A 14038-nucleotide genomic window follows, 5' to 3' on the forward strand; every position below is an offset into this window, starting at 1 on the left:
GCCAAGATAGCCTTGAACTCATAGCAAGGAAGGTACCGTCCGGATGTGTGCCGGGCAGGCTCCCTGCGGGTGAAGGTCAATGATTAGCCTTGGATACATTAATAGCGACACAGTGCTGCGCTTCGGTCCCTATGCGTTCCACCTCCATCAGCGATTGGTGCTGGAAGGCGATCAGCCGCTGCGCCTGGGTGGACGGGCCCTGGATATCCTCCAGGTGCTGGTCGAACACGCGGGCTCGGTGGTCAGCAAGGACGAATTGATCGCCAAGGTCTGGCCGAGGTCGGTGGTCGAGGAAATCAATCTGCGGGTGCATATTGCTGCGCTGCGTCGGGCCTTTCGCGATGGCGAGGGCGGTCACTGCTACATCGTCAACATTCCCCAGCGCGGCTACAGTTTCGTCGCACCGGTGCAACAGGCATCGGAGCTCATGCCGATCTCTTGCGCCCCGGCGCATAAACCCCAACACAACCTGCCGGCACGGCTGACGTCGATCACCGGACGTGATGCGGTGGTCGGCAGTCTGGTCCGGCAGTTGCCGATACGGCGCTGCATGACCCTGGTCGGGCCCTGCGGTATCGGCAAGACCACGGTCGCCCTGCGAGTCGGCGAGCTGCTGTTGCAGCACTATCGCGACGGCGTGTGGCGAGTGGACCTGGCAATGATCGATGATCCGGCGCAGGTGGAAGATCACCTGACGCGCACCCTGGCGTTGGAAACCGGCACCACCCTGGACGTGCTGAGGCAACGGCATGCGCTGTTGATCCTGGATAACTGCGAACACTTGCTTGAGCGTTGCCGGGCCCTGGTCGAAAGGCTGCTGGACTCGGCGCCGCGCCTGTCGATTCTGATCACCAGTCGTGAACCGCTGCTGGCCACTGGCGAAGCGCTATTGGCGCTGCCGCCGCTGGTGGTTCCGCCGATATCGGCGTTGCACAGTGTCGACGAAGTCATGGGCTATTCGGCGGCGCAGCTGTTCGTCAGCCGGGCACGCGCCCGTCAGCAAGGATTTTCCCTGCGCGAGCAGGACCTCAGGGCCGTGCGCGAAATCTGTCGACGGCTCGACGGTTTGCCCCTGGCGATAGAACTGGCGGCGGCGCAGATCGATGCGCTGGCGCTGGTGGGTTTGCAAGCGCAACTGGATAACTGCTTTCAACTGTTGACCCAAGGCCGGCGCACGGCAGTCCCTCGGCACCAGACTCTCAAGGCCGCCCTGGACTGGAGTTACGAACGGCTGAGCCCGGTTGAGCAAACCGTGTTGCAGCGCCTGGCGGTGTTCAAGTCGGCGTTCACCCTGGACGCGGCGATGGGCGTGGTCAGTTGCGCCACGCTGCTGTCCGCCAGCCTGAATAAGGTGCTGGAAAGCCTGGCGCTGAAGTCGCTGCTATCGCGCGAGCAAGCCAGTGGCATAACCCGTTACCGCTTTCTCAATACCACCCGCAGTTACGCCCTGGAAAAACTCGAACACAGTGGCGCCTTGCGCACCTTCGAAATGCGTTACGCCGACTACATCAGTCAGTCACATCGACGATCAGGCCGGCAGGTGGGCCTGCAACTCGCCGAGTAATCGGCGCACAGCAATCAGGTCCGGCGTGGCATGCCCTTCGGTGAAGCGTTGGTAGATTGGTGCTAACAGTTCATGTGCCTGCTGGTGGCGACCCTGACGCTGCCAAAGCCGCGCCAGCGCAGTGGCGCTGCGCAGCTCCCAGGCCAGGGCGCCTTGAGTGTTTGCCACGTTGAGCGCCTTGAGCAGCAGGGGTTCGGCGTCACGGTTTTTCACCGGGCAATCCGCTGCCAGCAGCGCATCGGCGCGGGCCCGCAGAATCTCTGCGGTACTCCAGCCCGCCGCGCCGCTGTTGGCGCGTTGCAGCAAGTCGTCATCGACGAAGCCGGTGTCCAGGGTCACCATGATTTCCTTGATCAATCCGACACCCGCCAGTCGCGGCGGGGGGGCGTCAGAGCTGTCCATGACCTGCGCATAGTGTTGCGCAAAGGTGTAGAACGGCAGCACCGAGTGTTTGCGCGACTGATCCAGCAGCAGGCGCAACAGTTCGCGGGAAGTGCGGGTGTCGCCGTTGTAGTGGGCGATCAGGCAACCCGAGAGCGCCAGGGTGTAACAGATGGAGGTGCCATGGTTGATCTGCAGGGCAATGTTCAGCGCCTGTCGGGCCGTACGCCAGGCCTGATCCGGCAGACCCTGTATCCAGAGGACGCGCGCCAGGATGGTCAGGGCGGCGACGCTCTGGTCGTACTGCACGCCAAAACCGTGGGTGAAGCGGTTGAGGTGGCCACTGTGGGCCATGCGCTGGAGTACCTCTTCGGCGTTCAGCCGCGCCCGTGATTGATCCCCGGCAAAGTGCAGTGCCAACACCCGCAAACGATGGGTGCTGAGAGACAACACAGGGTCGCCGGACACTCCCAAACGGTCGAATTGCCGGCTCTGCTCCAAGGCCATCCGATAGTTGCCGCAGAGGAGATTGACTGCCAGATACCCGGAAACGGCGCGCAGTTCTCCAACCACGTCATTGCACTGCCTGGCGAGGGTTCTGGCGGTGACGAAAGCGCCGATGGCTTCAGCGGTGCCGCCCTGGGCGTGGTAGCAGGCGCTGCCGAGGGCCAGCTTCAGGGCCATTTTCAGGTGCGGGCAGGGTTCAAGCGTCGCATCGAGCAAGGCCAGGGCCTTGCGCACATGGCCGCCATGCTCCCTGGGTAGCGATAGCTCTTGCCAAAGTGGTGTGGATACCGCGGTCAACCGGATGGCCAGTGTCTGTGGTCCCCGGGCATCCAGGCCCCAATCGAGGGCCGCGCGGATATCTTCCAGGCCACGGGCGTACCGCTCGATCCACAGCGTTGTCGGTATCCGTTCCCACTCTTTCTGCGCCTGTTGCATCAAGACCAGGCAGCGTTCGGCATGGCGCTCGCGGGTGCCGGGCAGCTCGCTGGTCTGCTCGAGTTTTTCCAGGGCATAGCTGCGGGTGGTATCGAGCAGGCGGTAGAACACCTCTTCGTCGCCGACGTCGACGCTCAGCAGCGACTTGGCCACCAGTTGCGTGATCGAGCCGAATACTTCGCGCGGTTCGATATGCCCGCCGACGATCACCGCCGCGGCCGACTCAAGGGTAAAGCCGCCGCGGAAGACACTCAGTCGACGCAAGCAGGTCTGTTCGCAGGTGCTGAGCAGTTCGAAGCTCCAGTCCAGTGTGGCGCGCAGGGTCTGATGCCGGCCGAGCGTCGTGTTGCTGCTGTGGGTGAGCAGGCGAAAACTGTCCTGCAGTTGCGCCAGCAAGCCAGCGAGGTCGAGGCTGGCGACTTGCGCGGCCGCCAGTTCCAACGCCAGTGGTATGCCGTCGAGGCGTCGGCAGATGTCGATCAACAACGGCAACTCGGCATCGCTCAATTCGAAGCTGTCGTGGCTGGCCATGGCCCGTTCGACGAACAATTGCAGCGCGGAAAAACTCAGGGCCTGGGCACGGTCCAGCACGGCAATGGGCGGCGGGCAGTCCAGCGATTCCAGGCGCTGAACGAATTCGCCCTCGGCACGCAGGCCCTCGCGGCTGGTGGCGAGAATTTGCAGTTGCGGCGCGCCACGCAGCAGGCTTTCACAGAGAACAGCCACATGGTCGATCAGGTGCTCGCAGTTATCGATGACCAGCAGCATCTCCCGCTCGCGCAGGAACAGGGCGAGGCTGTTCAGTGGTTCGGTGTCGTGCAGGGACAGGCCCAACAACGCGGCCAGGTGACCGGCGATCATCAGCGGATCATTGATCGGCGCCAGGTCCAGCAGACGAATGCCGTCGCGGTACCGGCCGATCAGCTGTTCGGCGACACGCAAGGCCACGGTGGTCTTGCCGATGCCACCGGGGCCGACCAGGGTGATGAAGCGCTGGCGCGGCAGTTGCGTCATCAGGTTGTCGACCAATACCTGACGACCAATCAGGCGGGTGCGACGCAGGGGCAGGTTGTGTCCGCTCGATGGCGGACCTTCGTTGGCTGGCTGCTGCTCGACACGCTCAAGCGAGCAGGGTGCCACGAAACTGTAGCCACGCTGAGCCACGGTGACGATGTAGCGCTGGCCGGCCTGACCATCGCCGAGGGCCTTGCGCAGGGCCGCCATATGCACCCGCAGGTTGATCTCTTCCACCACAGTGTCGGGCCAGACTTCGGCGAGCAGTTGTTGTTTGCTGACCACGTTCCCGGCGTGTTTGAGCAGGATCAACAGGATGTCCATGGCCCGTCGGCCCAGGCGCAGCGGCTGGTCGGCCTCCAGTATCTGGCGTTGCCCGGGGTAGACCCTGTAAGGGCCGAAATGTACAGCTTGTACGAGGGAAAGGGGCAACGGCTAACTCCTGCTTGCATCCGTCTGAATCGCGGTTCTCAAGCATATTCTCAGGTTTTCTGATCCGCGCAATGTGCCGTTTGGATGACTGCGGGGTGCCTGTTGCGACTGCAGCGTTCCACGGACCTTAACGTACGCCTGTTTTTATTGGACGCGGCGCTGACAAACGGCTGGGCAACGCTGTTTGCGCGTCATGGAAAATTAACAACGTTTAACTCGTCCTGCGTCCGGTTTTCGCCCAAAACTCATGCCCTGTAGGAGCGAAGCTATCAGGGATTCGACATATCGCAAGGACACCGGAATGAGCAACGTGGTGGTGGTCTATCACAGTGGCTACGGGCATACCCGCGTCATGGCCGAGGCCGTGGCCCAGGGTGTGGAGCGACACCCGGGCAGCACCTGTCGGCTGGTGGCCGTCGAAGATGTGGACCGATACTGGGACACTCTGCACTGCGCCGACGCGATCATTTTTGGCGCCCCGACCTACATGGGCAGCGCCTCGGCCGCCTTCAAGGGCTTCATGGAAGCCACGGCGCCGTTCTACCTGGCCCGGCCGTGGCGCGACAAGCTGGCGGCCGGCTTCACCAATTCCGGCTGCCTGTGCGGCGACAAGCTCAACACCCTGCTGCAGATGGCGGTATTCGCTGCCCAGCATTCGATGATCTGGGTTGGCCTCGACCTGCTGCCGGCGCGTTCCGGTAGTGGAGTGTTCGACGGGCAACTCAATCGCCTCGGCAGCTCGCTGGGCGCCATGGCCCAATCGAACGTCGAACAATCCCCCGAACAGGCGCCCCCCGACGAAGACCGCTGCACCGCCGCGCACTTGGGCGAGCGGGTGGCGCGGCTGGCCGACCGTTTCGGCCGCCAAGCTGATTGATTGACCTCAACCCTCACGTAAAGGAGCACGTTCCATGAGTACATTTACCACCCGCGACGGTACCGAGATTTATTTCAAGGACTGGGGCAGCGGTCAGCCCGTCGTCTTCAGCCACGGCTGGCCGCTGAATGCCGACAGCTGGGAATCGCAGATGATCTTCCTCGCCTCCCAGGGCTATCGGGTAATCGCCCACGACCGCCGTGGTCATGGCCGTTCCAGCCAGCCGTGGTTCGGCAACGACATGGACACCTATGCCGACGACCTTGCGCAACTGATCGAACACCTGGATCTACAGAATGCCGTGCTGTTCGGCTTCTCCACCGGTGGCGGCGAAGTGGCGCGCTACATCGGTCGCCACGGCACCGACCGCGTGGCCAAGGCCGGGCTGATTTCCGCGGTGCCGCCGCTGATGCTCAAGACCGACGCCAACCCCGGCGGCCTGCCCATCGAAGTGTTCGACGGCATTCGCCAGGCGTCACTGGTCGACCGTTCGCAGTTGTACAAGGACCTCGCCAGCGGCCCGTTCTTCGGCTTCAACAAACCCGGCGCCAAGCCGTCCCAGGGCATGATCGACTGGTTCTGGATGCAGGGCATGACTGCCGGGCACAAGAACGCCTACGACTGCATCAAGGCGTTCTCGGAAACCGACTTCACCGAGGACCTGAAGAAGTTCGACGTGCCGACCCTGGTGGTGCATGGCGACGCCGATCAGGTGGTGCCGATCGAAGCGGCGGGCATCGCTTCGGCAGGATTGGTGAATGGTTCTACGCTGAAGATCTACCCCGGTGCGCCCCATGGCTTGACTGATACCCACAAGGATCAGCTCAACGCCGATCTGCTGGCGTTCCTCAAGGGTTGACCGATCCCGGCGCGGGCGTAGACCCGCGCCGGATTTAGTTCCTGATGAGCCGCTATCAATCGAGATGAAGTCCCATGAAAAAGCTGACCAACGCCACAGGCGCCCCGGTGGCCGACAACCTTAATATCCAGACCGCCGGCCCCCGTGGCCCGGCACTGCTGCAAGACATCTGGTTGCTGGAGAAACTTGCCCATTTCGACCGTGAATTGATCCCGGAACGGCGCATGCATGCCAAGGGTTCGGGCGCCTACGGCACCTTCACCGTGACCAATGACATTACTCGTTACACAAAAGCCGATATTTTCAGCTCGGTGGGTAAAGAGACGCCGCTGTTCGTACGTTTCTCCTCGGTGGCCGGTGAACGCGGCGCCGCCGATGCCGAGCGTGACATCCGTGGTTTCGCGGTGAAGTTCTATACCCAGGAAGGCAACTGGGACATTGTCGGCAACAACACACCGGTGTTTTTCTTCCGCGACCCGCTGCGTTTTTCCGACCTCAACCACGTGGTCAAGCGCGACCCGCGCACGGGCCTGCGCAACGCCACCAGCAACTGGGATTTCTGGACCCTGCTGCCCGAGGCACTGCATCAGGTGACCATCGTGATGAGCGACCGCGGGATTCCCACCAGTTTCCGTCACATGCACGGCTTCGGCAGTCACACCTTCAGCCTGATCGACCGCGACAACCAGCGGGTGTGGGTGAAGTTTCATTTCGTCTGCCAGCAAGGCATTGAGAACCTGTCGGATGCCGAGGCTGCCGTGGTGGTTGGCAAGGACCGCGAAAGCAACCTGCGGGATCTGTACGAGAGCATCGAACAGGGCCATTTTCCGCGCTGGAAACTGTGCATCCAGGTGATGACCGAGGAGCAGGCCAACACGTACCGGCACAACCCGTTCGACCTGACCAAGGTCTGGCCGCACGGCGAGTTTCCGCTGATCGAAGTCGGCACCATGGAGCTCAATCGCAACGCCGAGAACCACTTTGCCGAAATCGAACAAGCGGCGTTTTCCCCGGCCAACGTGGTGCCCGGCGTCAGCTTCTCGCCGGACCGCATGCTCCAGGCGCGGCTGTTTTCCTATGGCGACGCCCAGCGTTATCGCCTGGGGGTGAACTTCAATCACATCCCGGTCAATGCGCCGCGCTGCCCGCATCACAGCTACCACCGCGACGGCGCCATGCGCACCGATGGCAACCTGGGCGGCACCGCCAGTTACTTCCCGAACAGCGTGGGTGAATGGGAGGATTCGAAGGAATTGTCCGAACCGCCGCTGCCGCTGGAAGGCTTCGCCCAGCACTATGATCATCGGCTCGAAGAGGATCACTGGGAGCAACCGGGCAACCTGTTTCGCCTGATGGACCCGGCACGCCAGCAGTTGCTGTTCGAGAACACGGCGCGGGCCATGAACGGTGTGCCGCAATTGATCCGCCAGCGGCATATCGACAACTGCACCAAGGCTGATCCGGCTTATGGGCGCGGGGTGGCCGAGGCACTGGAGCGGTTGGTTCCGCTGGGATAATGCGGACACCTTGATCCCTCTGTGGGAGCGAGCCTGCTCCCACACGGGGATTCGCCATCTTCGTATTTGTCTCCGGCCTATAAGGCTGTCTGGCGAACGGAACGTATCGTCCGGCAACGCCAGGCAAACGGATTGATGCCTTCGCTGCGGGTAAACATATGGCAGAAGTGCGCCTGATCGCAGAAGCCGCACTCCAGGCTGATTTGCGTAAGGCTAAGGTCGGTGTGCTGGATCAGCAGCTTGGCGCGGGCAATGCGTTGCTGGCGAATCCACTCTTGGGGCGAGTGGCCGGTGCTGCATTTGAACGCGCGGGAGAAATGACTGCGCGACAACGAACAGGCCTGGGCCAGCTCGGTCACTTCCAGGGGCTCACCCAGGCGTTCGAGGATCAGTTGTTTGACCAGCCGTTCGCGCTGCGGACTGAGGCCGCCGGCGCTTTTTCTTTGTGTTTCAGTGACTGTCGCGCGGGCAGTGTTTTGCTGGAAATGAGCCATGGCGAATGTCCGAGTCGGTAGGCTCAATTCTTGAGCCCGAGGGCTCTGGCCCGCGAGTTAATCGTTGTTAATTCCTCATTCCCTGCGGGAAGTCTTGCGTAAAGTCAGACACAATCGTCACTCTCGTGCCTGGCTCAATACACAAGGAACCCGTGCCTATGAATCGAAACGATCTGCGTCGCGTCGACATGAACCTGCTGGTGATTTTCGAAGCGCTGATGTTCGAAAAGAACCTGACCCGTGTGGCGGAAAAACTGTTCATGGGGCAGCCGGCGGTGAGTGCCGCCCTCGGTCGGTTGCGCGATCTGTTCGATGATCCGCTGCTGTTGCGCAACGGTCGCGGCATGGAGCCGACAGGGCGGGCGCTGGCGATCCTCAAGGAGCTGCAACCGGCGATGGACACCATCTCCGGCGCGGTCAGCCGGGCCAAGGAGTTCGATCCGGCGACCAGTTGCGACGTGTTTCGCATCGGGCTGTCGGACGATGCCGAGTTCGGTCTGTTTCCGCCGCTGTTGCGCCAGTTGCAGGAAGAGGCACCGGGCATCGTCGTCGTGGTGCGCCGCGCCAATTATCTGCTGATGCCGGCATTGCTGGCCTCCGGGGAAATCTCCGTGGGCGTCAGTTACACCCAGGAGTTGCCGGCCAATGCCAAGCGCAAGAAACTGCGCGACATCCCCTGCAAAGTGTTGCGTGGCGACACCCGGCCGGGGCCGCTGACCCTCGACGAATACTGCGCGCGACCCCATGCGATGGTGTCGTTTTCCGGTGACCTGAGCGGCAACATCGACCTGGACCTGGCCAAGGTCGGACGGTGTCGCAAGGTGGTGCTGGGCGTGCCGCAGTTCAGTGGCTTGCGCGCCTTGCTGGCCGGGACCGAGATGATTGCGACCGTGCCGGATTATGCAGCGTGCGCGTTGGTGGAGGGCTGTGGTTTGCGTGCCGAGGATCCGCCGTTCGAGATTGAGGCGGCGCAATTGTCGATGGCCTGGAGCGGGGTGCATGACAATGATCCGGCGGAGCGCTGGCTGCGTTCGCGGATCAGTCAGTTCATGTCGGCGTCGTTGGAGATTGCCTGACTCTTAAGGATGTACCCGATCCCCTTTTGGGAGCGAGCCTGCTCGCGAAGGCAGCCTGACAGCCGCCCCATCCCTCCCGGATGTACCCGAACCCACTGTGGTTTCGTGTTGATTTTCAGATCCAAACACCGTCGCAAAAAGAGCACGTACATCCAATTTTTTCCTTCCCAGCCCCGGCATGATCCACCCATTCCCAACCCAGTTTCGCCGGAGCCCGTTCGTCATGCCTGTAGCCCATTCCCAGAGCAAGCCAGCACCGGGGTCCGATGAGATTGTCACGCTGATCGTCAAGCATCGGATCAAGGCCGGTCATGAAGCCGCTTATGAAGCCTGGCTGCGGCGCATCGTCGGTATTGCCGGGCAGAGTGAAGGGCATTTGGGTGTCGATGTGATTCGCGGTCAGCACGGCGGCTTGCAGATGTTCACCTGCGTGCTGCGCTTTTGTTCCACAGAGGCCATGCAGCGCTGGCTCGATTCGCCGCAGCGCCAGGCACTGGTCGACGAAGCCGCGCCGATGCTGGCGGACGGCGACCAGACCGAGGTCAACCCGCTCAACGAATTCTGGTTTACCCCGCTGGCCGATGCCGCGTCGCCCCCGCCGCGCTGGAAGCAGGCAGTGGTGACGTTGCTGGTGATCCTGCCTCACACCTTGCTCGTGCCGCTGCTTTGGGGGCCGTTGTTGCAACTCAACGCCTTCCTGTCCAGCTACGTGGTCGCCACGTTCCTGATCACCCTGACCATCGTGCTGTCGGTGGTGTATGTCTTCATGCCGCTCGCCACGCGCCTGTTCGCACCCTGGCTGGAAGCCGGCCAGTCCCATTCCGCTTAGCCCTATACCACCAAGCCTTAAGGAAACGCGATGAACGCCGATCTGATTTTGTTCAATGGCCAGTTTCATACCGTTGACCGTGAAAAGCCCTTCGCCAGCGCCGTGGCCATCAGCGATGGTCGTTTCGTCGCCGTTGGCAGCGATGCCGAGGCCATGGCGTTGCGCGGCTCGGGCACGCAGGTGATCGACCTCAAGGGCCGTTGCGTGATTCCCGGCCTCAACGACTCGCACCTGCACCTGATCCGTGGCGGCTTGAACTACAACCTTGAGCTGCGTTGGGAGGGTGTGCCGTCGCTGGCCGATGCGCTGCGCATGCTCAAGGAACAGGCCGATCGCACGCCGACGCCGCAGTGGGTGCGGGTGGTCGGTGGCTGGAACGAGTTCCAGTTCGCCGAAAAGCGCATGCCGACCCTCGAAGAGCTCAATCAGGCCGCGCCGGACACCCCGGTGTTCGTCCTGCATTTGTACGACCGCGCCTTGCTCAACCGTGCCGCCTTGCGCGTGGCCGGTTATACCCGTGACACACCGAACCCGCCGGGTGGCGAAATCGTCCGCGATGCCAATGGCAACCCTACCGGCATGCTGGTGGCGCGACCCAACGCGATGATTCTCTACTCGACCCTGGCCAAGGGGCCAAAGCTGCCGCTGGAATATCAGGTCAACTCGACCCGCCAGTTCATGCGCGAACTCAATCGCCTGGGGCTGACCAGCGCCATCGATGCCGGTGGCGGTTTCCAGAATTATCCGGACGATTACCAGGTGATCGAGCAGTTGGCCAAGGACCAGCAGTTGACCATTCGCATCGCCTACAACCTGTTCACCCAGAAGCCCAAGGAAGAGCTGACGGATTTCCAGAACTGGACCGGCAGCGTCAAGCTGCACCAGGGCGATGACTACCTGCGGCACAACGGCGCCGGGGAGATGCTGGTGTTCTCGGCGGCGGATTTCGAGGACTTCCTTGAGCCACGCCCGGACCTGCCGCAAAGCATGGAAGACGAACTGGAGCCGGTGGTGCGCCATTTGGTCGAGCAGCGCTGGCCGTTCCGTTTGCACGCCACCTACGACGAATCCATCAGCCGCATGCTCGACGTGTTCGAGAAGGTCAACCGCGACATTCCGTTCAATGGCTTGCCGTGGTTTTTCGATCACGCCGAAACCATCACTCCCCGGAACATCGAGCGGGTGAGGGCACTAGGCGGCGGTATCGCGATTCAGGATCGCATGGCGTTTCAGGGTGAGTATTTCGTCGAGCGCTACGGCGCCAAGGCCGCCGAAGCCACGCCGCCGATCCAGCGCATGCTCGCCGAAGGCGTGCCGGTGGGTGCCGGCACCGACGCCACGCGAGTGTCGAGCTACAACCCATGGACCTCGCTGTACTGGATGGTCAGCGGGCGCACCGTCGGCGGCATGGCATTGCACGCCGAAGGCCTGTCGCGGCAGACCGCGCTGGAACTGTTCACCCACGGCAGTGCCTGGTTCTCGTCCGAGCAGGGCAGGAAAGGCCAGATCAAGGTCGGGCAACTGGCGGACCTCGCCGCGCTGAGTGCGGACTTTTTCAGCGTCGACGAAGAAGCGATCAAGTGGATCGAGTCGGTACTGACCGTGGTCGGCGGCAAGGTGGTGTACGCCGCCGGCGATTTCGAGAAGCTGGGACCTGCCAGCGTGCCGGTGCTGCCGGACTGGTCGCCGGTGGTGAAAGTCCCGGGTCACTGGCGGCCGAACTCGCCGTTGCAGGCGCAGGTTCACCAGTGCAGCGGGCCTTGCGCGGTGCACTCCCACAGCCACGAGCGGGCACGCCTGTCGAATGCGCCGGTCAGCGATTTTGCGGGTTTCTGGGGCGCCTTCGGCTGCTCGTGCTTTGCCTTCTGACGAACACCCAAAAGCGCCGGCCGCATGGACCGGCGCAGCAAGCAACAACCATCCACCAAGGAGTTTTTTCATGAGCAACGTTCCGTACAAACGCCTGAACAAAGACGATGCAGTGGTGCTGCTGGTCGACCACCAGACCGGTCTGATTTCGCTGGTGCAGGATTTCTCGCCCAACGAATTCAAGAACAACGTGCTGGCCCTGGGCGACATCGCCAAGTTTTTCAAACTGCCGACCATCCTCACCACCAGTTTCGACAAGGGGCCTAACGGTCCGATCGTACCGGAGCTCAAGGCGCAGTTCCCTGACGCACCGTTCATTGCCCGCCCGGGCCAGATCAACGCCTGGGACAACGAAGACTTCGTCAAAGCCGTTAAGGCCACCGGTCGCAAGCAACTGATCATTGCCGGTGTGGTGACTGACGTCTGCGTCGCGTTCCCGACCCTGTCGGCCATTGCCGAAGGTTTTGAAGTGTTCGTGGTGACCGACGCTTCCGGCACCTTCAACACCACCGTGCAACAAGCCGCCTGGGCGCGCATGTCGGCCGCCGGTGCACACCTGCTGAACTGGTTCTCGGTGGCCTGCGAGCTGCAAGGCGACTGGCGCAATGACATGGAAGGCCTGGCCAACCTGCTGTCCGAACGCCTGCCGAACTACCGCAACCTGATCAACAGCTACACCACGTTTACTGCCCAGTAAGCTCAACGCAATCCTTTGTGGGAGCGAGCCTGCTCGCGAAAGCGGTTTGACAGTCACTGAAAGGTGTCTGGCCTGCCCCCTTCGCGAGCCGGCTCGCTCCCACATTGTTTTTCGCAAGGGTGATAAAAAGGGGAAAACAGTTATAGAGTGCCATCACTGTCACCCAGAGCATGACAATGAACCCATTCGAAGACATGCGTATCTTTTGCCAGGTCATGGACTCCGGCAGCTTCACGGCGGCCGCCGATCAACTGGGCCTGTCCAAGCAATTCGTCAGCCGACGCCTGATGCAGCTTGAAGAACGCCTGGGCGTGCGGTTGCTCAATCGTTCGACCCGACGCCTCGACGTCACGCCCCTGGGCCAGAGTTATTACGAATCGGCCCTGCGATTGCTCGGTGAAGTCGAGCAAGTGGAGCAGGGCATCGCCGGGCAAACCACCGAACCACGCGGGACTATTCGCGTCAGTGCACCGCTGTCGTTTGCGCTGGCGCACCTGGGCTGTCTGCTGCCAGTGTTTTTGCAGCGCTATCGTGAGGTCACGGTGGAAGTGGACCTGAGTGATCGTCCGGTGGACTTGCTCGGTGAAGGCTACGACCTGGCCCTGCGCATCGGCATTCTCGAGGATTCGACGCTGATTGCCCGCCGCATCGCGTCTATCGAGCGCGTGTATTGCGCGAGTCCGGCTTACCTGGCTGAACGCGGCACACCACTTAAACCGGAAGACCTGCTTGGCCACGACTGCCTGCCTTACGGCCACGGTCGTCAAGTGCAATGGCGCTTCGCGGGGCAGGGCAAACCGCTGGCCGTCAACGTTACCGGGCGGATGCGGGTCAACAACGGTGAGTTGCTTAAGGACGCGGCGATTGCCGGGATGGGCATAACCTACCTGCCGACCTTTATCGTCGGTTCGGCGCTGAAGGATGGGAGGCTGGTACCGGTGCTGGATGAGTTTCGGACAGAGCCGCTGCTACTGTCGGCGGTGTATCCGCAACACCGGCAATCGTCGCGGCCGGTGCAGGCGTTGATCGAGTTTTTGCGGGAGCGTCTGGATCGGTCCGAGGGTGGGTTGTAAATCTGCGGTTCACACAACCCACTGTGGGAGCAGGCTTGCTCCCACAGGTTCTAGTGCAGGTCAGTTCACGCGTTTGTCATCCCCCGGCTCGCCGCCGGCATGCAGTCCGCGATCGTCGCCCGAGCGATGAACCCCGTGGTCATCACCCGAACGGTGAACACCATGGTCGTCGCCCGAGCGATGAACGCCATGGTCATCACCCGAACGGTGAACCCCATGATCATCACCCGGTTCGGCATGGGTGCCGCTGCGACCGGAATTCGAGGCTGTGCTGCCAGCATGGTCGCTGCCACTGTGACCACTGCTGCCGCCGTGACCACTGCCGCTACTGCCGCCGTGACCACTGCCGCTTCCGCCGCCATGGCCACCGCCGTTACCGCCACCACCGTGGCCACCACCCCCACCTCCATGGCC

The 14038-nt window shown here is 62.3% G+C and carries 11 protein-coding genes and 1 pseudogene; 9 read left to right on the forward strand and 3 right to left on the reverse strand.

Annotation, left to right across the window (positions count from 1 at the left end):
- The first annotated feature begins 79 nt into the window (after positions 1-79).
- Positions 80-1564: a winged helix-turn-helix domain-containing protein gene (locus FFS64_RS18225; protein ID WP_137806549.1), complete on the forward strand. Its 1485-nt coding sequence runs from the start codon at positions 80-82 to the stop codon at positions 1562-1564.
- Here the strand turns inward: FFS64_RS18225 and FFS64_RS18230 are convergent.
- Positions 1529-4333, reverse strand: a complete 2805-nt coding sequence (locus tag FFS64_RS18230; protein ID WP_137806550.1) for a winged helix-turn-helix domain-containing protein — start codon at positions 4331-4333, stop codon at positions 1529-1531. The two genes, FFS64_RS18225 and FFS64_RS18230, sit on opposite strands and share 36 nt — an antisense overlap.
- Before the next feature lie 301 nt (positions 4334-4634).
- Here FFS64_RS18230 and FFS64_RS18235 point away from each other — a divergent pair, with 301 nt between their 5' ends.
- The 3 genes from FFS64_RS18235 to FFS64_RS18245 all read left to right on the forward strand — a co-directional run bounded on the left by FFS64_RS18235 (position 4635) and on the right by FFS64_RS18245 (position 7586).
- Positions 4635-5210 carry a flavodoxin family protein gene (locus FFS64_RS18235; protein WP_137806551.1) on the forward strand — a complete coding sequence of 192 codons (576 nt, stop codon included), beginning with the start codon at positions 4635-4637 and terminating at the stop codon, positions 5208-5210.
- A gap of 34 nt (positions 5211-5244) precedes the next feature.
- Positions 5245-6069: an alpha/beta fold hydrolase gene (locus FFS64_RS18240; protein ID WP_137806552.1), complete on the forward strand. Its 825-nt coding sequence runs from the start codon at positions 5245-5247 to the stop codon at positions 6067-6069.
- A 74-nt stretch (positions 6070-6143) separates the two neighbouring features.
- Entirely contained in the window at positions 6144-7586 is a 1443-nt protein-coding gene (locus FFS64_RS18245) for a catalase (RefSeq protein ID WP_137806553.1), read from the forward strand.
- A gap of 77 nt (positions 7587-7663) precedes the next feature.
- Here the strand turns inward: FFS64_RS18245 and FFS64_RS18250 are convergent, their stop codons facing one another.
- Positions 7664-8080 carry a helix-turn-helix domain-containing protein gene (locus FFS64_RS18250; RefSeq protein WP_137806554.1) on the reverse strand — a complete coding sequence of 139 codons (417 nt, stop codon included), beginning with the start codon at positions 8078-8080 and terminating at the stop codon, positions 7664-7666.
- 158 nt (positions 8081-8238) lie between these two features.
- On the opposite strand from FFS64_RS18250, the gene FFS64_RS18255 reads away from it, so the two are divergent.
- The 5 genes from FFS64_RS18255 (at position 8239) to FFS64_RS18275 (ending at position 13624) form a co-directional block, all read left to right on the forward strand.
- Positions 8239-9156, forward strand: coding sequence for a LysR family transcriptional regulator (locus FFS64_RS18255; RefSeq protein WP_095193412.1), 918 nt, complete (start codon positions 8239-8241; stop codon positions 9154-9156).
- Positions 9157-9379: 223 nt separating this feature from the next.
- Positions 9380-9985, forward strand: coding sequence for an antibiotic biosynthesis monooxygenase (locus FFS64_RS18260; RefSeq protein ID WP_137806555.1), 606 nt, complete (start codon positions 9380-9382; stop codon positions 9983-9985).
- Between the two features lie 30 nt (positions 9986-10015).
- Entirely contained in the window at positions 10016-11854 is a 1839-nt protein-coding gene (locus FFS64_RS18265; protein ID WP_137806556.1) for an amidohydrolase, read from the forward strand.
- A gap of 70 nt (positions 11855-11924) precedes the next feature.
- Positions 11925-12551 (forward strand): isochorismate family cysteine hydrolase YcaC, encoded by a 627-nt coding sequence (ycaC, locus tag FFS64_RS18270; RefSeq protein ID WP_137806557.1) that lies wholly within the window; start codon positions 11925-11927, stop codon positions 12549-12551.
- A 176-nt stretch (positions 12552-12727) separates the two neighbouring features.
- Entirely contained in the window at positions 12728-13624 is an 897-nt protein-coding gene (locus FFS64_RS18275) for a LysR family transcriptional regulator (protein WP_137806558.1), read from the forward strand.
- Between the two features lie 60 nt (positions 13625-13684).
- Here FFS64_RS18275 and FFS64_RS18280 read toward each other — a convergent pair.
- Positions 13685-14038, reverse strand: a pseudogene (locus FFS64_RS18280) (hypothetical protein); the annotation flags it as partial.

This window comes from Pseudomonas sp. G(2018), from assembly GCF_005502415.1.
Taxonomy (GTDB): Bacteria; Pseudomonadota; Gammaproteobacteria; order Pseudomonadales; family Pseudomonadaceae; genus Aquipseudomonas.

Coding starts and splice junctions, on each gene's coding strand:
- FFS64_RS18225 (WP_137806549.1), top strand. CDS start 80: ATGATTAGCCTTGGATACATTAATAGCGACACAGTGCTGCGCTTCGGT.
- FFS64_RS18235 (WP_137806551.1), top strand. CDS start 4,635: ATGAGCAACGTGGTGGTGGTCTATCACAGTGGCTACGGGCATACCCGC.
- FFS64_RS18240 (WP_137806552.1), top strand. CDS start 5,245: ATGAGTACATTTACCACCCGCGACGGTACCGAGATTTATTTCAAGGAC.
- FFS64_RS18245 (WP_137806553.1), top strand. CDS start 6,144: ATGAAAAAGCTGACCAACGCCACAGGCGCCCCGGTGGCCGACAACCTT.
- FFS64_RS18250 (WP_137806554.1), bottom strand. CDS start 8,080: ATGGCTCATTTCCAGCAAAACACTGCCCGCGCGACAGTCACTGAAACA.
- FFS64_RS18255 (WP_095193412.1), top strand. CDS start 8,239: ATGAATCGAAACGATCTGCGTCGCGTCGACATGAACCTGCTGGTGATT.
- FFS64_RS18260 (WP_137806555.1), top strand. CDS start 9,380: ATGCCTGTAGCCCATTCCCAGAGCAAGCCAGCACCGGGGTCCGATGAG.
- FFS64_RS18265 (WP_137806556.1), top strand. CDS start 10,016: ATGAACGCCGATCTGATTTTGTTCAATGGCCAGTTTCATACCGTTGAC.
- ycaC (WP_137806557.1), top strand. CDS start 11,925: ATGAGCAACGTTCCGTACAAACGCCTGAACAAAGACGATGCAGTGGTG.
- FFS64_RS18275 (WP_137806558.1), top strand. CDS start 12,728: ATGAACCCATTCGAAGACATGCGTATCTTTTGCCAGGTCATGGACTCC.